This window comes from Propioniciclava sp. MC1683 (assembly GCF_014164675.1).
GTDB lineage: Bacteria > Actinomycetota > Actinomycetes > Propionibacteriales > Propionibacteriaceae > Propioniciclava.
The window spans coordinates 27,417-52,877 of sequence record NZ_JACJFX010000012.1 but is presented as its reverse complement, the minus strand read 5'-3'; the positions used below and the strand labels follow the sequence as shown (position 1 = coordinate 52,877).

The following is a 25,461-nucleotide window of genomic DNA, read 5'->3' as shown; positions in this document are numbered from 1 at the left end:
TCACGCCCCCTGGAGGATGACCGCGACCCGCTGGGTGGCGATGATGTCGGCCAACTCTGCGGCTTGGTTGGAGGCCACGGTCACGTCGAGCACGACATCGCTGGTGTCCGGCACCTCACGGATCCCGACCACCTCGGCCTGGATCTGGCGACCGCCCGTGCTCTCCCCCAGCTCGTCCTGGGCCCGAGGGGTGTAGACGACCAGGACCTTGTCGCCTGCCTTAAGGCTGCGCACGGTCGGCAGCTGGCCTGCCTTGAGGCTCATGCCCACCACCGAGCGCCCGTCGCCGGGGAAGGGAACCTCGGCGACAGATCCCGGGGACACCAGGCCGCCGGCATGGATGTCCAGAGCAGCTCGCTTGCCGACCAGCTGCTGGATGTCGGAGGCCGGGATGGTCTGCAGGGCGGAGTTCGGAGGGACTTCGACCGCCTGCAGCACGTTGGCGCTGATGACGTCGCCGCGGATGATGTCCTGGCTCACCGCAACCACGCTGACGGTCCGCTGGTTCAACGTCACCAAGAACGCGGCCAAGAGCGATCCGAGAGCGATCAGGACGACGGAGAGAACGATCAGCAGCGGCCGACGGCGCGTCTTGGGGGGCGCCGGGACGTGCACACTGGCCGAATCTGCCGGCGGTGCCGTCTGGGAAGCCTGCTGGTCGTTCGTCGTTGCGGTGGGGGTGGGTTGGGCCATCTTGGGGTCTACTCCTTGGACTTGTCTGGGCGGTGGGTGAAGTAATGATCCAATGCGCACCCGATCAGGTGCCCTCGAGATATCGCCCCCCACTTGGAGACAAGCTCATCGAGGATCTGCTGATCGGCCTTGGACATCCGGTATGTGAGCGTCTCGGTCGGTTCGTCGAAAGCCCGTGGCCGCGCGGGTACTGGTGTGGCAGCAGCGAACAGGCCGCCCGAATCCTCGGTGGTCTGCTGTTGGCGGCGCTTCGACTTCTTCAGGAGGCCCGGAATCTTGTCCTTGCCGAACTCGATGGCTTCCTTGAACAGCTGGCCGGCGCCGATCCCCCGGCTCTCGTACTCCTCGCGCACCTGCGAGGCCAGCCTTGAGGGCAACCACGTGCTGGTCGGCAATCGCTTGCCGGAGGGCATGGCTTGCGCCGGGACCGCGGCGATGGTCCCGACCGGCGCTGTGTCCTGGGTTGTCCGTCGAGGCCGGAACTTGGGCCTCTCTGCGGCCTCGACAGGCGCCACAGGGCTCGTGGTGGGAGGCTCGGGTTCAAGCCCTAGGACTCCTGACGGGAAGGCGTACGGCTGCGGCTGGGTGCTCATGCCATCGCCTCCCGATCCTCATGCTGGGTGATGAGTTGGATGACCTCACCCGCGATGTGCTCGTAGTCCTCCTGCAGGGACTTGGCCGTCTCGCCCCCGCTGACGGGGATCTCCACGGTCGGGTCGCTCCGACGCATCCGAAGCGCCCTGATCGTGTCCTTGCTCCCGTTGGCGAACTCCCCCAGTAGCTGGCCACGCGCCCGGGTGAAATGCGCCCCGCGGGCCGAGTGACGGACCGGCGCGGTGAGGATCGGCATACCGTAGTGGCTCAGGCTCGACCGCACGCTGGCTAGAACGCTGGTCGCTTGGGTGTCCACGTCGAAGATCACGATGCCCAACCAGGTGAGCTTCGGATTGATCGCCCTGGCTTGGTGCACGAACGGGCCGAGCTTGGCGATGCCGTCCCAGCTCGCCGGGTCGCTCTTGGACGGCACCAAGATGTAGCGCGCTGCCCCGAACGCCATCTCGATGATCTCCGGGTGGTTGGGCGGGCAATCCAGCATCACTAGGTCGTAGTCGCCCGCCTGGGCCGCAGCAGCGATCTGTTCCCGGAAGTTGGCGATCGCCACCTCAGGATCCAGACGGCCGATCCCGCGGAGCTCCATCCCCCCAGGTATCCAATCCAGGCCGGGACGCACACCCTTGATCGGGTGCAGGGCCTCGCCGTCGCGGATCGCGGCCATCAGGCCGGCTCCGGCGTCCTGCTCGGGGTGCTGGATGAGGCCCAGATCAAGAGCGAGGTTGCCCGACAGGTCGAGGTCGACCAGCAGGATGCGCGCACCGCCGTTCGCCAGGGTGTGCCCCATGTTCGCGGTCAGGGTCGTCTTGCCGACCCCGCCCTTCCAGTTGGCCAATGCCATGACTCGGTCGAGTCGAGGGTCCGGCTTCGCCTCGCTCATGTCGCCTCTTTCAGGATGATCCGTTGTGCTCTGGTCAAGAACAGGTGTCGCGCTGTGACGCTGTTGTGACACCTTCGTGGCAAGACGTTAGGACAAGTCGGGGTGGATCACGGCCCTGCCCCACCGAGGAACGCCCAACTACTGCCCCCCACTACTGCGCCCCACTACTTTGGCACGCCCCCACTATTGGGCCCCACTACGTCCCCGCATATTGCGCCGCACTACGTTGCCCCACTACTTGCCCCTAGTAGTTTGCACACACTATTGGGACTCACTATTTGGCCCTACTATTGGGGGCTACTACTGCGGGCCACTATTGCGCCCAACTACCTCAATGGGTGGGGGTGGTCACAGTTCCTCACCTGTTCTGAGGTGAAGCGGTGCCCACCCGTTGGGTCGCCAACAGACAGGGAGATTGGAGGAGGGACATCCATGAGCAAGAAGGGTCGCAAGGGCCTACCAGGAGCTCTGGAGGCTGATCGCGGGCAGTCGAGCGTGGCCGCAAAGCGTGCTGTCGCTGTCGAGGTGGGGGAGTTGGCTGCGAGGGAGGATGCCCGTCAAGGCCTGCGCGAGCTGGACACGATGACCGAAGCGATGTCCGGCCTGACCCGGGCTCAACGGGACCGTGCCAGGATCTTCCCACGAGAGAGCAACGCTGCGTTGGGCCACCCTCTCAAGGAGCGCCAGCTGGCTTCGCTTGATGCCATTCGCGTTCCGGTGTCCGGTCGGCAGATGAAGGCCAGGTCACGGACCAAGCATGCGACCCTGCAGTCGTTGCCCAAGGCGCAGCTCCACGCGCTGGACAGGATCACCAGCTCGCCCCAGTCATGGAAGCAGATCAACGACCAACTCTCCGAGAACACGTCCGACATCGACAGCATGACCGAAGGCGACAGGGCCTTCGTCAAACGGGTCGATCGCGCCATCCAGGCGTACGAGTCGAACAACGACCGAGGACACGTCCTCTACGCCAACGTCGAGATGCCCGCCTACATCAACCGCTCGAGCTTGGTTCCGTTCGCCCAGTCGCAGTTCCAGCCGGGAGACGAAGTCGCCTTCGACCGCTACACCGGCGCGAGCCACCAGCTCCACGAGACCAGTCAGCTCCCAGATCCCGCGGGAAGGGTCGCCTGCTTCGAGCTCAAGACCCGAAGGGGGATCTACCTGGGCAAGTCGGAAGGAGCTGACGACACCGGCCACCTGTTGCCGCGGGGCATGCTGTGGCGTGTAACCGGAACAACCAAGGTCGCCTACACCGACCGAACCGGACGACGGGGCGAGCGCGTCGTCATCCAGATGGAAGACATCACACCAGGAGAAGAACGATGACCGACAACACCAACAAGGACCAGACGACGAAGCTCGACCTGCCCAGCGGGCGGGTCGACATCACGCTGCCCGACTGGATCAAGCTGGGAACGGCACAGCCGCGAAAGGTTGATCCCGCGCCCACCGCGCAGTGACCCCGGAGGAGTGGGCGGCCGCCCTGGGCCTTGCCCTGGCTGCTGGGCTGACAGCGTCGTGGCTGCGGCGCGGCGCGTACCGGCACGAGGACGAACAACGCCCCCTGCCGTCCAGGTGGTGGCCGTTGGCTGCTGCCGTCGGCGGGGGAGCGGTGGGCTTGCTGTTGCCCAGCGGCTGGGATGGCTTGGCTGTGGGGTGGTTCGCCCTCGTCGGGCTGGTGGCGCTGTGGATCGACGTCGACGTCCAGCGCGTACCCAACCGCCTCAACGCGCTGGCTCTCCTGGGCATGGTGGGAATCCTCGGTCTCGCCGCGGCCACCTCAGACCAATGGGATCGCCTGGGCGTCGCAGCCTTGGGGGCCCTGGGCCTGAGCCTGTTCTTCGGCGTCTTGGGTCTGTTTGCCGGCATGGGCATGGGTGACGTCAAGTTCGCCCCCACGGTCGGCCTGCTGCTGGGCTGGTTCGGGCCTTGGGTCGCGGTTCGCGGCCTGCTCGGGATCGTGATCCTGGCTGCGGTGGGGGCGATCGTCCTGCTGGCGCGTGGCCGCGACCGTTCCCAGCACATGCCCTACGCTCCCGCCATGGTCGTCGGCGCGCTGGTCGCAGTGCTGATCTGACATGCGATTCCTGTCCAGCACCTGGCTGTCTCTGTCGGCCTTCACCCCCCACCTTGCTCTTGCTCGCCCTGATCCTGCACCCCCAGCTCGGGCTCTGGTCTTGGGTGCTCGCAGGTTGCGGCGCCGTATCGGTCACTCTGACGGTTGCTTCTGTCGCATCGCTGGGCCGTCGACAGGCCACCCCGATCGAGAGCACCTCGGTCCGCCGGCGGGATACGGAGGTCTACGCCTTCACCTTCGCCAGCCTCTTGCCCATTGCCCCGGCTCTACTCATCGACAACGCGGGGTCCGCATCAGTCGTGTCCCTGGGGCTGACCGCCCTGTTGGTGATGTTGCACTTGAGGGGCGGCCTGTTCCACCTGAATGCGTTGTTCGCCTTGGTCGGCTATCGGTGCTACCTGGTGACCGGTACCAACGGGGTAGTCACGATGATGCTCACGCGAGCGCAGCATGTGCCGCAACAGGGCCCACTGCAGTGCCGACACCTCTCCGATGACGTCGCTTTCCAGTGTCGCGCCACCGCAGCGTCCTAGTGGTCTTCTGACCCCGCCGAGCACCTCTCCTGGGAGCGCCGCACCCACGATTTCCGTAGCGCTTCACCAGACACCGCAGCGTCACCTGCGGCTGCTCGCGCGGCAGCTAGGTCGTCCCAGGACAGACCGCTTCGGCGGCCGAGCCGGAGCGCCTCTTCCTGGGCACCCCGCTCCCACAGGGCAACGACCTGCCGCCGGACCGACCACGGATGGGTGTGCTCGATCCACTCGTCGACCTGGTCAGCGTCGAACAGGGCCTCCGGTGCGTCGGGCCCGTTGAGGCGCTGCGGTATACCGCCGGCCACACCTCGGGTCGCTCCGCGGGCGACGGCGTTGCGCAGTGTGTTGACCGCGGGGGCGGGGCGTTCAGGGAACGCCTGCGCCAGGCGCGCTGCGACCTCCGCGTAGGTGTACGTGCGCATGACCACCCACCCTAAGGGTTGCCAAATCGTGATGGATTTCCGATACTGTCAGGCATAGCGGGACTTCAACCCCCCGCCCGGAGATCCCTTGAAGGGCAGAATCATGACGAACTCGACCCCCGACCGATACACTGGCCCCACTGAGAACATCCAGGGTGACCTGGAGGCGCCTTCCTTGACGGCCGCCTCCGGGTCTTCCTCATTCTGGCGCCGGATCACCTCGCCGGCGTGCGCCGATACCGACCCCGACGAGTGGGTTCCCGAGGACCGAGAGCGGCCTGTGGTTCCCCCGCGGCTCGCTGCCCTGTGCGAATCCTGCCCCGGACGGGCTGAGTGCCTCGCTTGGGCGATCGTGTCGGGCAGCTCCGGCTACTGGGCCGGGACGACCAGCGCCGACCGAGAGGCCATGACGGCTGCCGGCAACACCAGCCTCGAGTACGCCGATGTCCTGCAGGCTGCCGAGCGGGCTCGCCGAGCCGAGCCCCTCCACGCCCCAGGCTGGGGGAGCGCGCAGTGGTACCGGAAGCGGGGCTGCCGCTGCGATGAGTGCCTCGCGGCATCAGCAGCCAGGCGTGCCAAGCAGCGGGCCTCGGCCAGCACGTCCGTGTAGCGCCGGCCCGCCCTAGAATCGCCTCACCCCCCACCTCGAAGGACCCCCTCGCATGAAGTTCAACATTCGGCCGCTCGACGGCAGCAGCGGGCGCTTGGCAGACCGGATCAGCTTCCTCACCGCAGCGGGAACCGTTGCCTGGGCCGCCATGGGCAACCAGGGCTTCCAGTTCGCCGACGGTGACGTCACCTCCGTTCCACACCGCGACCTGACGGTGGCGGCCGAGCAGATCGCCGGACTCCTGTGCCGTCATCAGGACGCAAGCCTGGTCATCCACCCCACGTCGGTCGGCATCGCCCGCGGGGACGAGGCCACCTCGGCGGATGTCTATCCGCCCGGTGCGCAGCCGCGCATCATCGTTCAGGGCTGACACACGCCAGGACGAGACTCTGCCGGCTCGGACATCTGCACCGACTCCGCGATAATGAGGGCTGACATCCAACGAAAGGCGCACGTGCCGTGAGCTCAGCCAAGCACCCGTGGTCCGGGTTCGCAGAGGCGCACACTGCTGCGCCGGCACCCTTGACCGAGTGGCTGCGCGCCCTGCCCGATGACGAGTTCGCCCAGCTGGTGCGCGGCAACCTGATCCGGCACGACGATTCGCCCCTCGGACGGGCGACCTGGGCCAACCTGTGGCGGACCCTCTCCTTGGCTGGCGATCTGGCCGACCGTGTGGGGGACTTGGTCGAGGGATGGCTCGATGAGGTCGACTCCTTCTTGAGGACGAACCCCGACGATGCCGAGGCCAAGGACTTCCGTCGACGAGCGGAACACGCGCTCCAGCGGATTGACCGCGGCGTTGAGCAGCTCGGCAACGATGACCTGGTCGATTCCGTGACCGGACGCCTGATCCGGGCGATCTATGAGCACGAGACAGCCTCGAACGAGGCAGGTCTGGTGGCCCGTGACGTGGACGTCGAGCTGTGGGGGCGGGCCCGCAACTCTGCTGAGCGGCTGATGCGTGCTCTCAAGCGACGTCCCCGCCGGCCGTCTGGATCGTGAGCGGGCAGTCCCTCACACGTACTCGCCGAGACGGGGCAGCACGCTACGCAGCCGCTCGAACAGGTCGGGCCAGCCTCGCTTGAGCCACGCTGCGCGGCCTTCCTCGAGGCGGTTGGCGTCCAACACGTTCGAGATCCGCTGGAAGTGCTCCGGCGCACCGAGGTCCTGCAGCTTGCGATAGACGGGATTGCTGGGGACGTGGTGGCGGGCGAGGTACGCCCAGACCTCATGGGTCTTCCAGTTCCAGATCGGCCCGTAGGCCACGGTCCCATCGACGCGCCGGATGACACCCCCGTGGGTGGACCTTCGGTTCTGGCAGGTACCGGCGCAGGACCGCGCTGTCTCGGCCGCCAGGGCTCGCGCGTAGGCGATCGCGCGGCCGCGGGACTCTTCGGCTCGGACACCCCACAGTTCGCCGTCGCCGTGGCGTTCGTGGGCGATGCGCGCCGGTTCGGTGATGTGCACGGTGCCGAGGCTGGGTCCACCGGGATGGTCGGGGGCGCGGTGGTCCCAGGATCCGTCGTCGACCAGGAGCTGCAGGGCGTTGATCCGGGCGGGGATCAGCTGGAGTTTCACCGACCAGGCGTCGGCGAGGTCAGCCAGGAAGGTGTAGGTCTCTGGGTACTCCAGGCCGGAGTCGAAGAAGCAGACCGGCACGTTGGGGTCGACCTGGAGTGCCAGATGCAGGACGACGAGGCTGTCCTTGCCGCCGGACAGGGCCACGTAGCCGTCGTGTGTGGCCAGGTGGTCAGCGATCCGATCGCGGATCTGGTCCAGGTTGTGGGGGAGGGTGCGTAGGGCCTGCAGTTGTGCGAGGTCCAACCCTGGGTTGTTGGTCATCGGTCGTCGACGGTGATCGGGGCGGGCAGGTGGAGGTCGTGGAACCGGCTGGGGTGCATATGGGGCGGTCGGACGCCGGCGTACCCGAGGGCTGAGGCTTCCTTGAGGTCGGGGCGGGTGGTGAGGCAGCCCGGTGGCGTGGGTCGTCCGAGCCGGCCGGTCGGGTACAGGTGGGCCGCAGTGAAGGCGTCCAGGTCCGACGGGGCGACGTTCCATTCCAGGACGACGCCCTCTCCCTGGGATCGCTTCTTCCCGATCGCGCGGACGCCGCTCAGGATCTCGCTGACCGCCTCGGGATCTCCGATGGCGTGCCAGGTGAGGGTTCGGCAGGTGGTGACCATCAAGGGCATGCAGCGGGCCCGATAGCGGCCCTGCCTGTCGGAGATGATCTTGGGGAGGGTGGTGGCCAGGTGCTCGAGGGCGCGGTGGTCGACCCGGCCGGTCCACGTGTGGATCTCGGGGGTGGCTGGCACGGGGTCTGGCCACGCGCATGTTGCCGCCCAGTGCCAGGGGCCGTGGGTCGGGGTGCAGCGCGCCAGGGGGAGGTCGATGTCTGGGGGATCGTCGGCGTCCAGTGCTGGGGTGGCTGGGGGGTTGTGGCGCTTCGTCTCGTGCCACAGTTCGGCGGCGAGGATCCCGTCGAGCGCCGGCGTCCAGGGGGAGGCATGGGCGATGCCGGTGGCCATGCGCGCGGTGACGACGAGGGGGATCATCGCAACGACTCCAAGGCGCTGAGGGCTTCGTCAGCGTGATTGGCCAAGTGGTTGCGCCAGTCGGCGCTCGGCGCGGGTCGGCTGGGTTCCAGGGTCAGGTGCAGGTGGCCGTGGCCGATGGCGGCTCGCCCGCCGATGAGGGCGCGTCGGCGGTAGGTGGCCAGGACGTCAGCGAAGAAGGCGGCCTCGAGGTCGGTGGGCCGCTGCAGGTGGATCTGGGCGTCGAAGGTGAGGCCAGCCCGGAAGGTCTCGACGCGGAACATCATCTGCTGGCTGTCTGGTTCCTCGGTGGCGGCGGTGACGGCGTCGTGGTCGTTGGCTTCGTCGCCGTGGGTGTAGGTCTCGACCTGGATCACGTCGAAGGCGGTGGCCGTGGCGTGATGTCCGGTGAGGTGCGCTGTCTCGATGACGTGAGGGATGAGCTTGCCGACCTGGAGGCAGCCGTCGATGATCCGGCCGCCACCCGCGGCGCCGAACACGCCGACGTGGGGGATCAGTGCCCGAAGGGTTGCCAGGCGCGAGCCGGACAGGGGCTCGCCTGCGGTCTTGGCGAGGGCGCCGCCGGAGCGGAGTGCGTGGGCTGCTGCGGGCGAGAGCCGGCCTTCGTAGTGCAGGACGTCCCGCAGGAGTTCTTCCCCGGTGCGGCGTAAGCGGCCGCGGAGGCTGTTGCCCGAGATGATCGGCACCATGGCGGTGGTGCCGTCCGGCTGGATGATCGCTTCCCGGCGCAGCATCGAGATGAGGCCTCGGGTTTCACCGCCGTGGCTGATGGAGGTGCGGGCCGTTGCCGTGCCCGTCCACGTGATGGAACTCATGGGGTGTTTCCTTCTCGAGGTGCGCGGGTCGACCTGACGGTCTCGGCGACGATGCGCGTGCGGAGGAGCAGGGCGGTGGTCTGTTCACGCAGAGCCTTCATGACGGGCAGGGACGGTTCCCCCAGGAGACTGGCGAGTTCGGCCCGCTCGTGGGCTGTTCGCGGCGCCGAGAGCAGATCGTTGGCGACCTGGTCCCACCAAGTGCGCAGGCTCGGCGCCAAGTAGGTGGCGACGACGACGCGGTCGGGCAGGATGCGGTCCCAGTACGTCGTTCGGTAGTTGCCCACCCACCCGTTCTCCCAGTCGATGCCGTAGTGCAACAGCAGCAGCAGCCGTTCTGCTGTGCCTTCGGGGCCCTCCAGCGGGGGCATGATCCCCGAGGTCGTGGCGAGCCACCTGTCGGTGGGTCGCGGGGTTCTCGTCTCCACGCTGCTCACTCGGCACCGCCCTGGGAGTGGGCGAGGGACGCGAAGGCGCGGTCGAGCGCAGCATCACGTTCAGAGAGGGTGAGCGCCGTGTCGTCTACCGCTTGGATCGCTCGCCAGAAGTCGGGATCCAAGGCGTCGACGTTGCCGGAGAACACGGCGTTGGCGATCTCCTCAGTGAGCGCTGCCCTGTCTGCGTCCTGCCAGCCTCGGATGGTGGAGCGGGCCTCCTCCATGGCTGCCTTGAGGCCGAGGATCAACGTGTTGAGATGCTTCTGCTCCGACTGATTCGGTACCGCCGGGGAGGGCATGGACAGGAGGCGCCTGGCCTCGCGCGCAGCGTCACGGACGTGCGGGTCGGTGAGGAGGACGGGGTCGTTGTTGGTGCAGGCGAGGAGCTCGCGCAGCGCGCGGACCTGGTGGGCGTACGTCCACTGCATGAGGCCCATTCCTGCGGCCACAACGACGGCGGTGGCCAGCAGCATCACCGGATCCATGGCGACTCCCATCCGGGCAGCTCGAGGTAGGGGCCGACGAGCTGCACACACTCGCAGCAGTCGACATCCCAAACCTCGACCTCGGACGCCGCAGCGACCGTGGTCTGGCCGCAGAGCGCCTCCCCCGAGGCGGTATCGGGGGAGGAACCGGGCACGGCGGGACTGGAGACAACCAGGTGGGTTGCTCCGGTGGTGGTTCGCGACGGCCGCAACGCCGCGGTGATGGTCAGGTTCACGTGTTCTCCTTCGTGATCGCGACTCCGAGAGCGAGCCATGCTCGGGCTACTCGCCAGGGGTGCAGTTGGGCGAACTGGTCTTGGATGCCCTGCCATTCGTCGGCGGGACGACGACGCAAGATGTCCCAGGCCGGGCTGGGCTGTGTGAGGGCACGGGCGCCGAATCCTCGCCGGCGGAGATCCCTCATCACCACGAGGCGCTCAGCGTCCGCGGCCGTCCAGGACAGGTTGGTGTCGTCGATCCGGACCGTGCCCCACTGCAGGCCGGGGACCAGGTGTTTGCGTCCGGGATGCAGGGGTACCGAGAGCGCGGTGTCCGCGGGGAGAGCGCCGGCGACCAGAACCTGGCACACCTGGAGGGCTGTCAGCTGGGTGCAGCTCGGGGTCGTGGTGATCCGGTGGGAATGGGTTCGCAGCTGGGGTGTCCGGTAGGCCCACGCGCAAGGGGCGCACAGCAGCGTGCCGCGGGGGTCCCGCCACGAGTCGAATCCGGTGAAGGTGGGCGACACGACGTCACGGACGTGGACCACCGCCGAACTGGGTGTCGCGCATCGCGCACACCGTCCGCCGGCGCCCTCGCAGGAACCCCCAACGTGGGCGTCGTAGGCCGCCTTCACCGGATCCAACCCGCTCACCTCCTTTCGGTCGACGTTCCCTTGACCAAGAACAGGTGCTTGGGTGTGACCGGTTGGCCCCTCCCTCTCCCCATCCGGGGTGAGGGAGGGGCCAATGGCCTTGAGAGGATGGGTTTACCCACTTGGGGCCGACTCAGAACCCGGTCCCTCTGACTCCCGAAGGAGAACCCCGAAATGACGACGATGACCCTTCCCCAGTCCCGCATCACGGCGGGAGGCATGAACACGCTGGTGAAGCTGGGCCAGCGGGTCCACATCGGTGGCCGCCCCGAGCCGGTCGTTGGTGTCTGGCTGACGCTGGACACGCAGTTGCCCCAGAATCCGTTGGTGACGGCGACCGTGCTGGATGACGTGCGGGGGGTGCAGCAGGTGACCTTCCACCCTGCCAACCTGTCGCTGCCCGAGGGCGACGGCCCGTCCGAGAAGGAGGCCAAGGCGTTGAACGCGCTGGCTCTCACCGTCAGCATGCAGCGGACGCAGGCAGGCGAGTTCGAGTCGTGGAAGCGGGCCATCGCCGAACGAGCCGGCGAGGTGGCCAACGAGCACGGCTTCTGCGGGGTGTATGACGACCTCATGGAGGAGTTCGGGCTGCCGATCCTCCGCGATGAGGACTTCGATGTGTCGGTCGTGATCCGGGCCACCGTCACGATCAGCGCCCGCTCGCAGGACGCCGCCGAGGACAGCATCGAGTGGTCCGACATCTTCTCCGCCATCAGCAACTACACGCCTGATTGGGAGGTGGAGGAGGAGGAATAGTCCCGGGGTGGGGACGTGGGTGGTGGGAGCGCAGCAGCGTTCCCACCACCCACACGTGCACCTCGCGTGCCAGGACACCCCATCCTGGGTGGTCCTGGCACCACCGGTGGAGGGAACGCGCGTTGGTCACGGCGTCGATCAAGGGGTTGGGCCCACAAAGACGAGTGACGCCGCCATGCCGGACGACGTCACCCTGAGGACCCGGTCCCTGATTCGCAGTGCTCTAGCTCGAAGGGACGATCCTTATGGCCGAGTCTACGGCCACAACTTTGTGCTGCCCAGAGTGGCCTCGACATGTCAGTTGATGGCCGTGTCAGGAGTCCCCGTCGCGGCGCATCCTTCGTGTCGTTGCTGCCGGATGTGCCGGGAATCCGGTGCCCGTGGGACCTGGCAGCCAAGGTCGTCTCCGACGACGCGGGGTGCCGCGGTGTCGCCGAGTCCGCCATGGTCTCGTTCGTTCGGAGGGACCTTTGCGCACTCCGTCGGCAGCAGGGCGACATGCTGCCTGACCTCCTCCCCGCCAAAGTGGATGAACGCCTTCGCAACCCGGCCAAGATCGGCCACAACCTGACGAAGCTCACAGAGGAACTCGCAAATCACCTGACAGCTGTGGGCGCGCCAACTCCGCGGCGCGCCGCCGGGTGGCTGCTGGGCGCGCCTGGGGACGGCCAAGGCCGGGCGCCCGTTGGTTCGAGCGCCCGGCCTTGGGGTGAGGGTCAGGGCTTCGGCAGTCGCATGCCCATGATGATGTGGTGGAAGTGGTTGGCTTCCTCGGTGTGCCAGGCGCCGGGGCGGCCGCCGGGGGTGGCGACGAGGGTGACCTGGTCGCCGTCGGGCAGGCTGCCGAGCATGTCGAGCAGGTAGGCGGGGTTGAAGCCGATCGAGAACGGCTCGGAGATCTCCGCGTGGGCCGGCACGTCGACGCCGGCGATGGCCTCGGCGTCCCGGGTCCTCGGGTAGAGGGTGATGTGGTCGGGGTGGATCTCCAGGCGCAGGGCGGCTCGCGGGTCCCCCTTGAGGGACAAGTGGGCTGCCTTGGTGAGGATCTTGACCAGGGCGTCACGCTGGAAGGTGACCTTGTCGCCCACGGCCTGGACCTTGTCGAGGTTGGGGAACTCGCCGTCCTGGGCTCGGAGCCAGATCGTGGCGTGACCGATGGTCAGCACGAGGGTGGCGTCGTCGAGGACCGCGATGAAGGCGCTGGAGCCGGTGATCTTGCTCAGCGCAGCCGCGAAGGGCTTGGCCGGCACCAGGGTGGTGCTGGTCGCCTGCCCCGTCGTGATCGGGATGGTGCCGCGCGTGATCCGGTAGCGGTCGGTGGCCTCCATGTGGAGCCCCGCCTGGTCGAGGGTGACCTTGAGGGCGGTGAAGATCGGCAGCAGCTGGTCCTTGCCGACGGCCACGGCCGAGCGTGCGGTCAGGTCGCGCAGCAGGTCGAGGTCGACCTCGCAGAAGCGTGCCGGGTCAGGCATCGTCGGGAGGTTCGGGTAGTCGTCGAGTCGACCCGCGGTGAGGGGGAGCTGGAAGCCGGCCACGCCCAGGGCGATGGTGCCGTCCTCGAGGCGGGACAGGGAGACCTGCTGGGCGTCGGCCACGCGCTTGGTGTCGCCCTTGGCTGCTGCGACGAGGTTGCCCAGGAGTTCGGCGTGGTTCACCACGAACACCTGGTCGACGTCGTCGACGACGACGGCGTCGGCGACGTTGGCGGTGACCGTGGTGTCGAAGTTGGTGCCCGAGACGCGGAGTCGCCCGCCAGCGGTGGCGATGTGCACGTGGGCCAGGATCGGGGCGGCGGGGCGGGTGTCGATCGACAGGCCGGCCGCGGTCAGGGCGGTCCGCATTGCACCGAGGGTGCAGGTGGCCAGCGTCTGGACGCCGGCGGTGACGGTCGTGGTCACGATGTTCTCCTTCGGGAGTCAGCGGGGACGGGATGTGAGCGTCCCCAGGGATGCCCCCACAGTGTCAGGTCCTCTCCCTGCCAGATCACCCCATCCCGGGCGATCTGGCAGGGAGGACCACCACCAGGGGGCGGCGGGTGGTGGTTTGCGCGCAACCGCGCCCCCGGGGCTCATGGCCTGCCGGGGGCGCGGGACCTCTGTGCGGGCCTCAGAACCAGCTGGGGGCGACCAGCTCGGGCAGGGGCTGGAGGGCGAGCTCGGCGAGCCGGGCGCGGAGGGCTTCGGCCTCCTCGTCGGTCAGGGGGATCGACTCGCCCTCCTCGGTGACGCCGCCGTCGATGACGACGGTGCCGTAGACGTAGTTGACGAGTTCGCCCCACGTGCCCAGCAGCTTGACCCCGAGCGTGTTGATCTGGGGGTCCGGCTTGAACAGGGCCTCGTCGTCGGCCCACATCGTCTTGCCGTCGGGGAGGGGGACGGTGGTGACGAGATCGGTCTCGATCTCGGCGTACAGGTGATCCAGCAGCTGGCCGTCGCCGGGCCAGTCGTTGATGCGGACCTGTCCGTCGGTGGTGATGGTGAGCGTGCGGGCCATGGGCCTAGACCTCCTTGGTCTCAATGGGTGAGGGGGACTCACCGCTGGGTGGTGACACCAACACTAGGGAGCCGGCCTCGCCCCCCATCACCCCATCCGGAGTGACCAGGATCTTGAGGGCGGTGGCGTCGTTTGTCCGGTAGGTGCGAAAGTGAGAGTAACGACCGGAAACTGAGAGTCGATGAGAGTAGAAACCGGTTTCCGGTCGGAAAGTGAGAGTGAGCCGAGTCGGCTCAACGAATCTCAACTCGCGTGCTGCACAGCGCACCGTGAGGTCAGCTCTGGCAAGGGTGCGACATAACGCACATGCCGATGTGCGTGACATCGCTGTCATGCCCAGTAGCGGTCGTCGAGGTTGATGGTCGTGAGCTCACCCACATGCCGATGAGCGTGACGCCGCAGTCATGCCGAATATTGCGGGCTATCACCAAACCGGCTCTTCGTACTTGCGGTGGGGGTGGGTGCCGACACGCCGGGTGGGGATGATCTGCTGAGGTAGGGGTCGAGGCCCTCAGGATCAGGAGTTGCCACACTCTCTGCCGTTGAGGACCGCGACCATGTCATTCCATCACGCTGGCAAGCGACACTGACCATGGTTGGCTGAGAACTCCACCGCGTCAACATCACTAACTCGGCTTGTGACCGGGGGACCGAGTGGCACGGGGCGCCCTGCCGGTCCGCTCTCCGACTAGAGACCAATAGATAGAGATCCACTGCTCAGGCGAAACAAACGCTACGACAACCCCTCGCCTGACGCCAGCGCGCTGCAGCGCCGTCAAGACACGATCCCGCGGGTATTGGGTGGCGAGTGAGTGGTAAAGCGTTCCCCCCTTCCCACTGAACCCGAGCGCTACGAGTCGCTGGTAGTGCGGGCGGCTCGGAGCTGGGACCAGTGCCTCGTCCCGGCGAGCGATCCGCAAGACTCCAGCGTCAACGCTTGGCACGGGCTGGAACTCCTTCCTAGGGACAGTCCCCAACTGCGTCCATGAGTACCAGGGCCAAGTCTCAACCGTCCGCTTGCTCCAGCGTCCGGCGTAACCCGACCGCTTCCTCGCGTACTCCAATTGAACCAGTACGGTGGCACTCACGAAAAACTTACTGCGAAGGCACCAATCAAGGATTCCTGATGTCACCCCGAAAGGAATGTTCCCCACAACGTGGAACGGTTGGCGCGGCGGACTACACCCCAAGACGTCGCGATACACGACCCGCACGTCCTTCATCCCCTTCAGCGAGGATTCGAGAACCTTCTCCTGCGTGTCATCAATTTCATACGCGAGCACTTGGTAACCGGACTCCGCGAGCTTCTTTGTGATCACGCCACGCCCAGCCCCGATTTCCACAATCAAGGCATGCTCGGGGACCTCCGACAGTGAGATCAAGTCATCTATGACATGGCTTCCTTCGGGGAGGAAGTTCTGAGAGTAAACTCGCCTGCGTTGGCCACGCCCTCGAACACCGTGCACAGGTGGCAGCCTACCCTTCCGCACGCCTCCGCTCCTCCCATCCGTCGTAAGTTGACCGACCCCATGCGATCAACGACACGGCTAAAGCCGGTACCAGCACGCATACTACCGAGAGAACGATGCTAGCCGCTTCCCCCCCCTGATTCGTTTGGAACTGACCTCGAAACTGACTTATTGCAACAGGTAGCGTCTGGACTTCTTGCCTTCGGAGCAATACAGAAGCAAGGCCGAACTCGCTCCAGCACTGCAGGAGCAAAATCGTGCCAACGGCGATGGCCTGCCAGCGCACGCCAGGGATCACTATCAGGCGAAAACTCCGTCCCACGGATGCCCCATCAAGACTGGCTGACTCCAGGACGCCCCGAGGGATGCTCCGGAGAGCGGCGTCTGCCAAAATGACACTCATTGGAGCGAGCCCGGCAGCATAAAGAATAGTCAAGACCCACGATTGGCTTAAGACGCCAATCCGGGAAGCAAGTTCATGGGCAGGAATCCAAGCCATGATCCCCGGGATTGCAAATGCCATAATTACGACGCCCAAAACTAGCCGGCGTCGAACACCAGTCACGTATCTGAGCCAATATGCTGCCATGAAACCCAAGGTCAGCGATATCGCGGCAGCCGCTAGTGCGATCAACAAGCTGTTCGTCGCGTACTTCCAGAAGCCCTCGCCGAAGGGTGGACCCCGAAACGCCAAGGCCAGATTCTCTTGGAGTTGCACCCAGCCAACCTTCGTTCCCCAGACTAGCGAGCCACGCTCACTAGCCGCCCCAAGGCAGATGATAGCAAGAGGCCCAACAGAGAGCACGAGCCATCCGAGTAAGGCGCCAGTCGACAAGGGCCGTGTCATCAGTGACCCTGGCAGCAGGCGCGCCACCGAGCGTGACTCACCCATCCGCATCCCCACCGCTTCGCCCTCCGGCTCATGCTCCCTGGCGCGCTGCCACAGAACGAGGACGACCATGATGGGACCGGTGATGGCCCAAGCAACCAAGGTCGCGGCTGAGGCCAACTCGCGTTCGCGGAGAACGAAGGCTTGCCGGTAGACGTAGATAGCGACCACCTCTGATGCCGTTCCGGGGCCACCATTGGTGAGGATCTTGATCTGGTCGAAGGCGAGAACCCCGGGCGAGGGCGGCCGGTTCCGCCGCACCCACACCGTGCCCATGCCCAAGGTCGACACCCTCGCCGAGCTGAACGCCTACTTCGCCCGGTGCGACCGCAAGGACGACCACCGCCGAGTCGGACAACGCACCACCACGGTCGCCGACGACTTCGCCGTCGAACAGGCCTTGTTGCGAGCGCTGCCGGTCGAGCCGTTCGAAACCGGGCTGAGCCTGCGTCCGCGAGTGGACCGCCACGCCCGGGTCACGGTCCGGCAGTGCCAGTACTCGGTGCCGGTCCGCTACGTCGGCCGACAACTGCGGGTGCTGCTGCGCGCCACCCAGGTGCTCGTCTACGACGGACCCCGCCAGGTGGCCGAACACGAGCGGTCCACCGTGCGTGGCAGCGTCACCTTGGTGCTGGACCACTACCTGGAGGTGCTCGCCTACAAGCCCGGAGCGCTGCCCGGCGCGACCGCCCTCGTCCAGGCCCGCAAGGCCGGCGTGTTCACCACCACCCATGACCGGTACTGGACCGCGGCCAAGGCCAGGTACGGCGACAAGACCGGCACCCAAGCCCTCGTCGAGGCGCTGCTGCTGCACCGCACCTACCCGCACGCCCAGGTCCTGGCCGGCCTCGAGGCCGCCCTCGCTGCAGGGGCGCTCGCCCCCGAAGCCGTCGCCGTCGAGGTCCGCCGCGCCGGCGAAACCGACCCGGTCCGCCCGCAGTTGGGTCTGGTCGGCGATGACGGCCGGATCGCCTACCCCGCCGACACCCGACCCCTTCCCGATGTTGCCGTCTACGACCAGCTACTCACCCAAGGAACCCGATGACCACCATGACCAGCCAGGCCGTCGACGTTGCGATCGACACCGCCTGCCGCACCCTACGGCTACCCACCATCCGCGACCGGGCCGCCCAAGCCGCCCAGGTCGCCGTCCGCGAGCAACACTCCTACCAAGCCTTCCTGGCCGAACTACTCCTCGCCGAGTGCGACGACCGCGACGAGCGCCGCCGCATCCGCCGCGTCGCCGAGGCCGGCTTCCCCCGCGCCAAGCGGCTCGACGACCTCGACTACACCGCCAACCCGAACCTGAACCCGGCCGTCATCAACACCCTCGCCAAGGGCGACTGGATCGCCAAGGGCCGCCCGCTATGCCTCATCGGTGACTCCGGCACCGGGAAGACCCACCTGCTCATCGGGATCGGCACCGCCGCCGCCGAAGCCGGCTACCGGGTCCGCTACGTGCTCGCCTCCCGGCTCGTGAACGAGCTCGCCGAAGCCGACAACGACCGCGCCCTGACCAAAGTCATCGCCCGCTACGGCCGGGTCGATCTGCTCTGTCTGGACGAACTCGGCTACCTCGAACTCGACCGCCGCGGCGCCGAACTCCTCTTCCAGGTCCTCACCGAACGCGAAGAGAAGAACTCGATCGCGATCGCGTCCAACGAGCCCTTCAGCGGCTGGACCAAGACCTTCACCGACCCCCGCCTCTGCGCCGCCATCGTCGACCGCCTCACCTACGACGGCACCATCATCGAAACAGGCACCACCAGCTACCGACTCGCCCACACACGAACCGTCACGAGTGGGGCCAAATCAAACCGTCCCGATGGGGCCAAGTCGAGTTGACATACTCAGTGCGGGCTCGTCGTAGTCCTGGCCGAGATACCCGATGTCCGCACGGATCTGCCGCACCAGGGGCGGGCGGTCCTGCCGAGGAGCGGATGCGGGACAGCGCCTTAGCTCTTCGTGCGATCCCGCCGCCAGCGGCTGCGACATGCCGGGAGCGGGAGATGCTTGCCTTCGATCTGTTCGAATATTAGGATGGCCACTGAGGACATGGCAATGGCCTCAGCATGCGATGCTATTCGAACGCCGCCGCGTTCCCAGTCCAACGGAGGGCTGACTCAGCCATGTCATCTGAACCACTACATGTGGTGACAGAAACCTAACATTGGCACCACATGTAGTAGTTACAGCCTTGTCGTTTGTCGGCGCGTACGCGACAATGGACGGTGGAACACGAAGAGCCCGCGATCGGGCTCATCGCCGATCCGGGCTCTCGTGCTCACTTTGCAGGGTGACAAGCGCGAGGGTAGCAGCAACTGCGCTAGCCGGGGAGGCTTCGTACAGGTTCCATGAGCGGGCCTCGGCCCAGTTAGGAATCCGATATGAAGAGCAGGCCCGGCGGCTACACCGTCACTTGCCCCTACTGCCACACCAAGTTCCTGATCGGGGGGTACAGCCCCGGACTCATCGGGTGTGGCAAGTGCGGGAAGACGTTCAACCTGAGGTAAGGCAGGGGCGTTGACAGCAGCCTGAACCGTCCGAAGTGCAACTTCCGGGCGGTCCAGGCGGACTCCCCTCAACTGTTGTTCCAACTCGACGAAAGGCTGAATCCAGATGCCGAACTACCACATCACACCGCGTCCCGATGGATGGGCGGCTGGCAAGGAAGGCGCCAGTCGGGCCTCCTCCGTGCACAGCACGCAACGGGAGGCAATCGATGCTGCTCGCGACTACCTGGGGAACCAGGGAGGCGGGGAGTTGAACATCCACGGGCGCGACGGATCGATCCGCGCGAAGGACACGATTTCGCCCGGCAACGATCCTCGCAACATCCCGGGGTAGAACAGTCGTTGTCTGGCGTCGAGCTTGTCGACGACCGTCGTCATCAAAGCTGACCGCTTTGCCGGCGCCGGGCAGCGTCCCCTGCCGAGCGGGCCTTGCCGGTCTTGTCAGGTCGGCGAGTTCGCCGTGCGCAGCTCGCGCTCATGCCGCCGTCAGCGCGCGGCACTCTCACTTTCCAAGGGCGCCGTCGCTCGCAGAATCGCGCCGACCAGCGCAGGAACGCTCTCACTTTCGTCCCGCCCGGACATCGTTGTCCGGTAGGTGCGAAAGTGAGAGTAACGACCGGAAACTGAGAGTCGATGAGAGTAGAAACCGGTTTCCGGTCGGAAAGTGAGAGTGAGCCGAGTCGGCTCAACGAATCTCAACTCGCGTGCTGCACAGCGCACCGTGAGGTCAGCTCTGGCAAGGGTGCGACATAACGCACATGCCGATGTGCGTGACATCGCTGTCATGCCCAGAGTCGCGCGTCCGCCGATGTGCGTGTCATCGACAGAGGCCGGAGGCGGCGGCGGTCGTCACTCATTTACGATGAATTCCGCCTGAGGCGGCCACAAGCTTAAGCTTGACCAAGAATCAGGCGAGTGAGTTCACCTCTGCATGAAGGAGTCGTAGCGCATGCGTCGCACCATTGGGTGGATCGTGGTTGTTCTTGCCGGCGGCGTGGGCGTGTTCATGGTGATCGTTATGGCAGTCCTCCTCCTTGGTCAGGAAACACCCGCCGCGATCTTTGGTGCGGTCCTGGCCGCTTTCTCGCTGTGGATCGCCGTGAAGAACCTGCGGTCGCTCTTGGGTGTTTCACAACGCAAGGGCGAGCCAGACCTGCAGAGCCGCCCGTCCTTGCCGGATCCCGACGCTGAGCCTCCCGTACGGGTGATTGTCCAGGACCGCTCACCAGCGTCTGGGCGAGCGCCTGCCGGCAAGCACAAACGGGGGTCACGAGCCACCTACAGTCCGTCGGGGATCTCGTTTGGCTATGCCGACCACGGCGGGGCGTTCGAGCACTCCGGTCCCTTTGCCATCGTGGATGTTGAGACCACCGGGTTCGCGGCAGACGGTGATGACCGAGTTATCGAGGTGGCGGTGGTGCGCACCGATGGGCAGGGTCGGATTGAAGATGAGTGGACCACCTTGATAAACCCCGACCGTGACACGGGACCAGTGTTCGTCCATCACATCACGAATGAGGCGGTCGCTAAAGCGCCGAGGTTCGAACAGGTTGCCGACGAGCTTCTTGCTCGACTCGAGGGGTCGGTCGTCGTCGCCCACAACGCCAGCTTTGACGAAAGGTTTCTTCGGGCCGAACTGGGCCGAGCTGGTTACCAAGGTCTGCAGGCTCCAGCGCTCTGTTCCCTGTGGCTGAGCCGCAGCACGTTGGAGGCGCCCAATTACAAGCTCGGCTCTTTGGGTCACCAATACAAGGTCGGGTCCGTTGACGCACACACAGCCCTGGGTGACGTTCGAACGATCGCCCGGCTGCTGCCCATCATGTTGGACAAGCAGGACCGCCCCTTGGCCTATCCGGTCCGGCCTTACCAGCACCAGCGGAGCGGCGTGGCCGCTCCTAGGGTTGTGACGCGAGCCGCAACCCTGCGCAAGGGCGAAGTTGGCTGGATGAACACGTTGTTGGATCGGCTCCCTATCAGCGCAGACGACATCGTCGATGACGTCGCCGATCATTACCTTGAGGCCCTCAGCATCGCGCTGTCCGACGGCAAGATCGTCGGCGACGAAGCTAAGCAGCTGGCGAGAATCGCCGGTCAAGGGGGTCTTGGGGCCACCCAGGTGCGCTTCCTCAATGAGCGATTCCTGGAAGGGCTTCGGGAAGCTTCCTTCGCGGACGACATCTTGACACCTGACGAACTCATCTCGCTCAACCGGGCTGCGGCGGCGCTGGGCAGTGCCGACTACTTTGACGATCTCTTCCCAACGCCGGCGAAGGCGGAATTGTCGTCATCCACTCCCGATTCCTCACCCGCCACGGATGCTGCTGGTCGTTCGCGGCGGTGCGGCTACTGTCGCGAACCCGGTCACTATCGACCCCGCTGTCCCCAACTCCCGGCAGGGCAGCAGAGCTAGGAGCCGCCGCGGCCGGCCAAGCATGTTCTCGATCGCGGTTGGGCCATAAGGCCGCATGAATGGGGTGCTGGTCCACGCTCGCCGCGCACCCGGTGCCGTACGCGACCGGGGTGCTCTTTGTGAACGCTATTGGGCCCCACTCCGCGCTGGGAGTCCGCTGCATCCCACCTATGCCGATGGAAACACGCACGAGATGCCTTGCCAGAGGCCATTGCGCGTCCCCCATGGGCTGGATGAGTGGTCGCCAGCCTGCATCGCAAGACTAGCTCCAACAATCCGAGGGCATCCCAAGGGTGGAGCCGTCGATGACGCCGCGACCAGCTACACCAGTCTGTAGGTACTGCGGCTCCCCTGCCCACACCGTGCCAACCGACCAACTCCCCCACTGACCTGTGGAGGCGCTAGGAGCGGGCTGCTGCCAGACGGGCATGTCATCACTACTTTGCCGATGATCGCGCTGAACGATGACGGCGAGTGCTACTCGTTCCAGTCAAGTCGAGCGCGGCTTGGCCCTATTGAATATCGCACGGGCATCAGCCTGTCGACGACGCTTGAAAATGAGGCCATAGTGACGGGGTGGTTTCCAGCAGTCATCGCAATGGAGGAGGGTGATTCTGGGAGGCTAGCAGAGCCTTGAACAGCTCGGCTGGGGTGCGGTCTTCCAGGATCCGTCGGGGGCGCTGGTTGAGTTCGGCTTCGACGCGGGCGAGGTCGCCAGCACTGTGCTGGGACAGGTCAGTGGACTTGGGAAAGTACTGGCGCAGGAGCCCGTTGGTGTTCTCGTTGCTGCCCCGCTGCCACGGGCTCGCGGCATCGCAGAAGTAGACCCGGATTCCGGTGTCTCGGGTGAGTTCAAGGTGGCGGGCCATCTCGGTGCCTTGGTCCCAGGTCAGGCTGTTCCGCAGTCCCGCCGGCAACGGCCCCAGGGCCGCGGCCAGTGAGGCGCACAGGGTGAGGGAGTCCTGGCTCGCCAGGTGCAGCAGCTTGACGTAGCGGGTCTGGCGCTCGACCAGGGTGCCGATCGCTGAGCGGTGGTGCGGGCCCACGATCAGGTCGCCCTCCCAGTGGCCCGGCTCACCCCTGTCGGTGGGGTCAAAGCCGCGCTCGTGGATGCTGATCATCGGCTGGGCGAACCGGCGACGGGACCGGACCTGACGGCAGTGGGCACGACGCTGGTCCCGGCCGGTCCGCAACGGCGAGGGCGCGGTCATCAAGCCGACACCGGGCCGGTACAAGGCCAGATAGATCGATTCGGTGCTGATCCGCCGTCCGGGATCGTGAGGATGTGCGAGCCGTAACGCGCGGCTGATCTGCTGGGGACTCCACTTCTGCTGGAGCTTGTCCGACACGAACGCGTGCAGCTCGGTGTCTGCTTCCAGCTTCGTGGTCCGCACCCGACGGCGACGGCTCGCTGCCGCCGCGTGGGCGTGGAAGGGCCGGTACTGGCCACTGGGATGCAGGTTGCGGCGCAACTCCCGGCTGATCGTCGAGGGTGAGCGTCCCATCAGCTCGGCGATCGCCGTCGGCCCCAGACCCTGGCTGGCCAGGTCAGCGATCGTGATCCGCTCCGCCTCCGACAGGAACCGTGGCGAGATGACCCGGGTCGACAACGGCTCCAAGGGCGGCACGAACTTCACCGTGCCATCCTTCAGCTTCACCTTGCTGCCGTGCTTCCAGTTGTTGCCCGTGCTGCGGCTGACCCCGACCTCACGGCATGCGGCGCGCAACGCCCACCCCTGGGCCAGCAACTCCATGAACCGACGACGCGCCAACGACAACGGCCGCCGGCCCGGGCCCTTCTTGATCCGACGAGTCGACAACAGAACCTCCCTTGGTCAGCTCCATTGCAACCACCACTGGAAACCACCCGGTCGAAAACGAGGCCACCCAGACAGATTGGATGGGTGATCTCTGTGGAGGATTGGGCTTTGATCCGGCGGCTGGTCGCGGACGGTGTTCCGCAGCGGCAGGTGGCGCGGGACCTGGGCATTGGGCGGTCGACGGTGGCGCGGGCGGTGGCCTCGGACGGGCCGCCGAAGTACGAGCGGCCGGCGGTGTCGACATCGTTCACGCCGTTCGAGCCGGCGGTGCGGCAGTTGCTGGTCACGACGCCGGACATGCCGGCGACGGTGATCGCCGAGCGGGTCGGCTGGACCGGATCGATCAGCTGGTTCCGCGACAACGTCCGACGGCTGCGGCCTGATCACCGGCCGGTCGACCCATCGGACCGGTTGATCTGGCTGCCTGGTGATGCGGCGCAGTGCGACCTGTGGTTCCCGCCGAAGAAGATCCCGCTCGAGGACGGCACCAGGACGCTGCTGCCGGTTCTGGTGATCACCGCTGCGCACTCCAGGTTCATGGTTGGGCGGATGATCCCGACCCGGACCACGGCCGATCTGCTGCTGGGGATGTGGATGCTGCTGCAGCTGCTCGGACGGGTTCCACGGCGGCTGATCTGGGACAACGAGTCAGGCATCGGCCGCGGGAAGTGGCATGCCGAAGGCGTGGGTGCGTTCACCGGGACGCTGGCCACGACGTTGCAGCGACTCAAGCCGAACGACCCTGAATCGAAGGGTGTGGTGGAACGCAGGAACGGCTACTTCGAGACGTCCTTCATGCCGGGCCGCGAGTTCGAGTCCCCGGCTGACTTCGACGCCCAGTTCGGCGAGTGGCTCACCATCGCCAACGCCCGGATCGTGCGCACGATCAAGGCACGGCCGATCGAGCTGCTCGACGCCGATCGGGCGGCGATGCTGCCGCTGCCGCCGGTGCCACCGGCGGTGGGCTGGGTCAACCGGGTCCGGCTGGGACGCGACTACTACGTCCGCATCGACAGCAACGACTACTCCGTCGACCCCGGCGTGATCGGCCGGTTCGTCGATGTCACCGCCGACCTGACCCGCGTCGAGGTCCGCCACGAGGGACGCCTGGTCGCTGCCCATGACCGGGTCTGGGCCCGCGGCATGACGATCACCGACCCCGCCCACGTTGCGGCCGCGAAGGTCCTGCGCGAGCAGTTCCAGCGACCCCGGCCGGCACCAGATCCGCACACGGAGCTGGTGCGGGACCTGGCCGACTACGACCGCGCCTTCGGCCTCATCGACGGCCCTGTCGACGGCGAGGAAGTGGCCTGATGGCGGGCAAGACGAAGACCGATGCGACCGAGGCTCTCAAGCAGGTCACCTACCTGGCATCAGCGTTGAAGGCCCCCCGGATCACCGAAGCCGCCGCGAGATTGGCCGACCACGCCAGGGATGCCGGCTGGACACACGAGGAGTACCTCGCCGCGATCCTCGACCGCGAGGTCGCCGCCCGCAACGCATCCGGCGCCCAACTGCGGATCCGCGCCGCCGGGTTCGCCGCACGCAAGACAATCGAGGAGTTCGACTGGGACGCCCAGCCCGCCGTCCGCCAGCAGGTCGCCGCGCTGGCATCCGGCGGGTTCCTCACCGAAGCCCGCAACGTCGTGCTGCTCGGCCCGCCGGGCACCGGGAAAACCCACCTGGCCACCGGCCTTGGCATCGCGGCCGCGAATCACGGCCACCGGGTGCTGTTCGCGACCGCGACCGAGTGGGTCACCCGACTCACCGACGCCCACCGCGCCGGACGACTACCCCAGGAACTCACCCGGCTGCGGCGCTACGGGCTGATCATCGTCGACGAGGTCGGCTACCTGCCCTTCGAGCAAGACGCCGCGAACCTGTTCTTCCAGCTCGTGTCCAGCCGCTACGAACACGCCTCACTCATCCTCACGTCCAACTTGCCCTTCAGCGGCTGGGGCGGCGTATTCGGCGACCAGGCCGTCGCCGCCGCGATGATCGACAGGGTCGTCCACCACGCCGACGTCCTCACCCTGAAGGGCGCCAGCTACCGGCTACGCAACCGCGGGATCGACACCCTGCCCAGCATCAGAACCCAAGACGCGGCAGACTAGGACT

The 25,461-nt window shown here is 66.6% G+C and carries 30 protein-coding genes; 14 read left to right on the top strand and 16 right to left on the bottom strand.

The window, feature by feature from the left end; genetic code table 11:
* The 3 genes from H5397_RS09225 to H5397_RS09215 form a co-directional block, all read right to left on the bottom strand.
* Nucleotides 1-480, bottom strand: a complete 480-nt coding sequence (locus tag H5397_RS09225) for an SAF domain-containing protein (protein WP_182816817.1) — start codon at nucleotides 478-480, stop codon at nucleotides 1-3.
* A gap of 221 nt (nucleotides 481-701) precedes the next feature.
* Nucleotides 702-1,046 carry a hypothetical protein gene (locus H5397_RS09220; protein ID WP_182816815.1) on the bottom strand — a complete coding sequence of 115 codons (345 nt, stop codon included), beginning with the start codon at nucleotides 1,044-1,046 and terminating at the stop codon, nucleotides 702-704.
* Between the two features lie 236 nt (nucleotides 1,047-1,282).
* On the bottom strand, nucleotides 1,283-2,257 hold the full coding sequence (locus H5397_RS09215) for a ParA family protein (RefSeq protein ID WP_182816813.1): 975 nt from the start codon (nucleotides 2,255-2,257) through the stop codon (nucleotides 1,283-1,285).
* 360 nt (nucleotides 2,258-2,617) lie between these two features.
* Between H5397_RS09215 and H5397_RS09210 the strand changes: the two genes are divergently transcribed.
* The 4 genes from H5397_RS09210 to H5397_RS09195 all read left to right on the top strand — a co-directional run bounded on the left by H5397_RS09210 (nucleotide 2,618) and on the right by H5397_RS09195 (nucleotide 4,798).
* Nucleotides 2,618-3,514 (top strand): hypothetical protein, encoded by an 897-nt coding sequence (locus tag H5397_RS09210; protein WP_182816811.1) that lies wholly within the window; start codon nucleotides 2,618-2,620, stop codon nucleotides 3,512-3,514.
* Nucleotides 3,511-3,648 (top strand): hypothetical protein, encoded by a 138-nt coding sequence (locus H5397_RS09205; protein ID WP_182816809.1) that lies wholly within the window; start codon nucleotides 3,511-3,513, stop codon nucleotides 3,646-3,648. The genes H5397_RS09210 and H5397_RS09205 overlap by 4 nt, the downstream gene beginning before the upstream one ends.
* Nucleotides 3,649-3,773: 125 nt before the next feature.
* The gene (locus H5397_RS09200) at nucleotides 3,774-4,265 is read left to right on the top strand and encodes an A24 family peptidase (RefSeq protein WP_182816807.1); all 492 of its coding nucleotides are present in this window, start codon (nucleotides 3,774-3,776) and stop codon (nucleotides 4,263-4,265) included.
* A gap of 53 nt (nucleotides 4,266-4,318) precedes the next feature.
* Nucleotides 4,319-4,798: a hypothetical protein gene (locus tag H5397_RS09195; RefSeq protein ID WP_182816806.1), complete on the top strand. Its 480-nt coding sequence runs from the start codon at nucleotides 4,319-4,321 to the stop codon at nucleotides 4,796-4,798.
* Here the strand turns inward: H5397_RS09195 and H5397_RS09190 are convergent.
* A complete protein-coding gene (locus tag H5397_RS09190) occupies nucleotides 4,795-5,220 on the bottom strand; it encodes a hypothetical protein (protein ID WP_182816804.1) in 426 nt (141 codons plus the stop codon). The two genes, H5397_RS09195 and H5397_RS09190, sit on opposite strands and share 4 nt — an antisense overlap.
* Before the next feature lie 103 nt (nucleotides 5,221-5,323).
* Between H5397_RS09190 and H5397_RS19125 the strand changes: the two genes are divergently transcribed.
* From H5397_RS19125 to H5397_RS09175, 3 genes are all read left to right on the top strand, one after another.
* Complete coding sequence (locus tag H5397_RS19125; protein ID WP_182816803.1) at nucleotides 5,324-5,830, top strand: WhiB family transcriptional regulator; 507 nt, start codon at nucleotides 5,324-5,326, stop codon at nucleotides 5,828-5,830.
* Between the two features lie 52 nt (nucleotides 5,831-5,882).
* Nucleotides 5,883-6,200 carry a hypothetical protein gene (locus tag H5397_RS09180; RefSeq protein WP_182816801.1) on the top strand — a complete coding sequence of 106 codons (318 nt, stop codon included), beginning with the start codon at nucleotides 5,883-5,885 and terminating at the stop codon, nucleotides 6,198-6,200.
* A gap of 152 nt (nucleotides 6,201-6,352) precedes the next feature.
* Complete coding sequence (locus tag H5397_RS09175) at nucleotides 6,353-6,832, top strand: hypothetical protein (RefSeq protein WP_182816799.1); 480 nt, start codon at nucleotides 6,353-6,355, stop codon at nucleotides 6,830-6,832.
* Nucleotides 6,833-6,844: 12 nt separating this feature from the next.
* Here H5397_RS09175 and H5397_RS09170 read toward each other — a convergent pair whose 3' ends face one another.
* The 7 genes from H5397_RS09170 to H5397_RS09140 all read right to left on the bottom strand — a co-directional run bounded on the left by H5397_RS09170 (nucleotide 6,845) and on the right by H5397_RS09140 (nucleotide 10,888).
* Nucleotides 6,845-7,672, bottom strand: a complete 828-nt coding sequence (locus H5397_RS09170) for a phosphoadenosine phosphosulfate reductase family protein (RefSeq protein WP_182816797.1) — start codon at nucleotides 7,670-7,672, stop codon at nucleotides 6,845-6,847.
* A complete protein-coding gene (locus H5397_RS09165) occupies nucleotides 7,669-8,385 on the bottom strand; it encodes a hypothetical protein (protein WP_182816795.1) in 717 nt (238 codons plus the stop codon). Before H5397_RS09165 ends, H5397_RS09170 begins: the two co-directional genes overlap by 4 nt.
* Entirely contained in the window at nucleotides 8,382-9,200 is an 819-nt protein-coding gene (locus H5397_RS09160) for a hypothetical protein (RefSeq protein WP_182816793.1), read from the bottom strand. The genes H5397_RS09165 and H5397_RS09160 overlap by 4 nt, the downstream gene beginning before the upstream one ends.
* Nucleotides 9,197-9,571, bottom strand: a complete 375-nt coding sequence (locus H5397_RS09155) for a hypothetical protein (RefSeq protein WP_182816791.1) — start codon at nucleotides 9,569-9,571, stop codon at nucleotides 9,197-9,199. Before H5397_RS09155 ends, H5397_RS09160 begins: the two co-directional genes overlap by 4 nt.
* Nucleotides 9,572-9,633: 62 nt before the next feature.
* Entirely contained in the window at nucleotides 9,634-10,122 is a 489-nt protein-coding gene (locus tag H5397_RS09150; protein WP_182816790.1) for a hypothetical protein, read from the bottom strand.
* Entirely contained in the window at nucleotides 10,110-10,358 is a 249-nt protein-coding gene (locus H5397_RS09145; RefSeq protein ID WP_182816788.1) for a hypothetical protein, read from the bottom strand. The genes H5397_RS09150 and H5397_RS09145 overlap by 13 nt, the downstream gene beginning before the upstream one ends.
* Complete coding sequence (locus H5397_RS09140) at nucleotides 10,355-10,888, bottom strand: hypothetical protein (RefSeq protein WP_182816786.1); 534 nt, start codon at nucleotides 10,886-10,888, stop codon at nucleotides 10,355-10,357. The genes H5397_RS09145 and H5397_RS09140 overlap by 4 nt, the downstream gene beginning before the upstream one ends.
* 279 nt (nucleotides 10,889-11,167) lie before the next feature.
* Here H5397_RS09140 and H5397_RS09135 point away from each other — a divergent pair, with 279 nt between their 5' ends.
* Nucleotides 11,168-11,749, top strand: a complete 582-nt coding sequence (locus tag H5397_RS09135) for a hypothetical protein (protein ID WP_182816784.1) — start codon at nucleotides 11,168-11,170, stop codon at nucleotides 11,747-11,749.
* A gap of 716 nt (nucleotides 11,750-12,465) precedes the next feature.
* Here H5397_RS09135 and H5397_RS18840 read toward each other — a convergent pair.
* The 4 genes from H5397_RS18840 to H5397_RS19115 all read right to left on the bottom strand — a co-directional run bounded on the left by H5397_RS18840 (nucleotide 12,466) and on the right by H5397_RS19115 (nucleotide 16,558).
* The gene (locus tag H5397_RS18840) at nucleotides 12,466-13,647 is read right to left on the bottom strand and encodes a DNA polymerase III subunit beta (protein WP_182816782.1); all 1,182 of its coding nucleotides are present in this window, start codon (nucleotides 13,645-13,647) and stop codon (nucleotides 12,466-12,468) included.
* A gap of 208 nt (nucleotides 13,648-13,855) precedes the next feature.
* Nucleotides 13,856-14,242: a DUF3846 domain-containing protein gene (locus H5397_RS09125; protein WP_182816780.1), complete on the bottom strand. Its 387-nt coding sequence runs from the start codon at nucleotides 14,240-14,242 to the stop codon at nucleotides 13,856-13,858.
* Nucleotides 14,243-14,868: 626 nt separating this feature from the next.
* Nucleotides 14,869-15,708 (bottom strand): 23S ribosomal RNA methyltransferase Erm, encoded by an 840-nt coding sequence (gene erm / locus H5397_RS19120; protein WP_375539429.1) that lies wholly within the window; start codon nucleotides 15,706-15,708, stop codon nucleotides 14,869-14,871.
* Between the two features lie 10 nt (nucleotides 15,709-15,718).
* Complete coding sequence (locus H5397_RS19115) at nucleotides 15,719-16,558, bottom strand: ABC transporter permease subunit (RefSeq protein WP_375539428.1); 840 nt, start codon at nucleotides 16,556-16,558, stop codon at nucleotides 15,719-15,721.
* 250 nt (nucleotides 16,559-16,808) lie between these two features.
* On the opposite strand from H5397_RS19115, the gene H5397_RS09110 reads away from it, so the two are divergent.
* The 4 genes from H5397_RS09110 (at nucleotide 16,809) to H5397_RS09095 (ending at nucleotide 21,523) form a co-directional block, all read left to right on the top strand.
* Nucleotides 16,809-17,645, top strand: coding sequence for a hypothetical protein (locus H5397_RS09110; protein ID WP_182816893.1), 837 nt, complete (start codon nucleotides 16,809-16,811; stop codon nucleotides 17,643-17,645).
* Nucleotides 17,642-18,445: an IS21-like element helper ATPase IstB gene (gene istB / locus H5397_RS09105; RefSeq protein ID WP_182816774.1), complete on the top strand. Its 804-nt coding sequence runs from the start codon at nucleotides 17,642-17,644 to the stop codon at nucleotides 18,443-18,445. The genes H5397_RS09110 and istB (H5397_RS09105) overlap by 4 nt, the downstream gene beginning before the upstream one ends.
* Before the next feature lie 774 nt (nucleotides 18,446-19,219).
* Nucleotides 19,220-19,447: a DUF2188 domain-containing protein gene (locus H5397_RS09100; protein WP_182816772.1), complete on the top strand. Its 228-nt coding sequence runs from the start codon at nucleotides 19,220-19,222 to the stop codon at nucleotides 19,445-19,447.
* Between the two features lie 615 nt (nucleotides 19,448-20,062).
* Nucleotides 20,063-21,523 carry a PolC-type DNA polymerase III gene (locus tag H5397_RS09095; protein ID WP_182816771.1) on the top strand — a complete coding sequence of 487 codons (1,461 nt, stop codon included), beginning with the start codon at nucleotides 20,063-20,065 and terminating at the stop codon, nucleotides 21,521-21,523.
* A 590-nt stretch (nucleotides 21,524-22,113) separates the two neighbouring features.
* Here H5397_RS09095 and H5397_RS09090 read toward each other — a convergent pair.
* Nucleotides 22,114-23,295 (bottom strand): IS30 family transposase, encoded by a 1,182-nt coding sequence (locus H5397_RS09090; RefSeq protein WP_375539427.1) that lies wholly within the window; start codon nucleotides 23,293-23,295, stop codon nucleotides 22,114-22,116.
* Between the two features lie 132 nt (nucleotides 23,296-23,427).
* On the opposite strand from H5397_RS09090, the gene istA reads away from it, so the two are divergent.
* Nucleotides 23,428-24,657 (top strand): IS21 family transposase, encoded by a 1,230-nt coding sequence (istA, locus tag H5397_RS09085; RefSeq protein WP_182816889.1) that lies wholly within the window; start codon nucleotides 23,428-23,430, stop codon nucleotides 24,655-24,657.
* Nucleotides 24,657-25,457 (top strand): IS21-like element helper ATPase IstB, encoded by an 801-nt coding sequence (gene istB / locus H5397_RS09080; RefSeq protein WP_182816769.1) that lies wholly within the window; start codon nucleotides 24,657-24,659, stop codon nucleotides 25,455-25,457. Before istA ends, istB (H5397_RS09080) begins: the two co-directional genes overlap by 1 nt.
* Nucleotides 25,458-25,461 lie beyond the last annotated feature (4 nt).

Bases quoted from the DNA above. Each gene is read 5' to 3' on its own strand.
- H5397_RS09210 (WP_182816811.1), top strand. From the start codon at position 2,618: ATGAGCAAGAAGGGTCGCAAGGGCCTACCAGGAGCTCTGGAGGCTGAT.
- H5397_RS09205 (WP_182816809.1), top strand. From the start codon at position 3,511: ATGACCGACAACACCAACAAGGACCAGACGACGAAGCTCGACCTGCCC.
- H5397_RS09190 (WP_182816804.1), bottom strand. From the start codon at position 5,220: ATGCGCACGTACACCTACGCGGAGGTCGCAGCGCGCCTGGCGCAGGCG.
- H5397_RS19125 (WP_182816803.1), top strand. From the start codon at position 5,324: ATGACGAACTCGACCCCCGACCGATACACTGGCCCCACTGAGAACATC.
- H5397_RS09180 (WP_182816801.1), top strand. From the start codon at position 5,883: ATGAAGTTCAACATTCGGCCGCTCGACGGCAGCAGCGGGCGCTTGGCA.
- H5397_RS09170 (WP_182816797.1), bottom strand. From the start codon at position 7,672: ATGACCAACAACCCAGGGTTGGACCTCGCACAACTGCAGGCCCTACGC.
- H5397_RS09165 (WP_182816795.1), bottom strand. From the start codon at position 8,385: ATGATCCCCCTCGTCGTCACCGCGCGCATGGCCACCGGCATCGCCCAT.
- H5397_RS09160 (WP_182816793.1), bottom strand. From the start codon at position 9,200: ATGAGTTCCATCACGTGGACGGGCACGGCAACGGCCCGCACCTCCATC.
- H5397_RS09155 (WP_182816791.1), bottom strand. From the start codon at position 9,571: ATGCCCCCGCTGGAGGGCCCCGAAGGCACAGCAGAACGGCTGCTGCTG.
- H5397_RS09150 (WP_182816790.1), bottom strand. From the start codon at position 10,122: ATGGATCCGGTGATGCTGCTGGCCACCGCCGTCGTTGTGGCCGCAGGA.
- H5397_RS09135 (WP_182816784.1), top strand. From the start codon at position 11,168: ATGACGACGATGACCCTTCCCCAGTCCCGCATCACGGCGGGAGGCATG.
- H5397_RS09125 (WP_182816780.1), bottom strand. From the start codon at position 14,242: ATGGCCCGCACGCTCACCATCACCACCGACGGACAGGTCCGCATCAAC.
- H5397_RS19115 (WP_375539428.1), bottom strand. From the start codon at position 16,558: ATGACACGGCCCTTGTCGACTGGCGCCTTACTCGGATGGCTCGTGCTC.
- istB (WP_182816774.1), top strand. From the start codon at position 17,642: ATGACCACCATGACCAGCCAGGCCGTCGACGTTGCGATCGACACCGCC.
- H5397_RS09100 (WP_182816772.1), top strand. From the start codon at position 19,220: ATGCCGAACTACCACATCACACCGCGTCCCGATGGATGGGCGGCTGGC.
- H5397_RS09095 (WP_182816771.1), top strand. From the start codon at position 20,063: ATGCGTCGCACCATTGGGTGGATCGTGGTTGTTCTTGCCGGCGGCGTG.
- istB (WP_182816769.1), top strand. From the start codon at position 24,657: ATGGCGGGCAAGACGAAGACCGATGCGACCGAGGCTCTCAAGCAGGTC.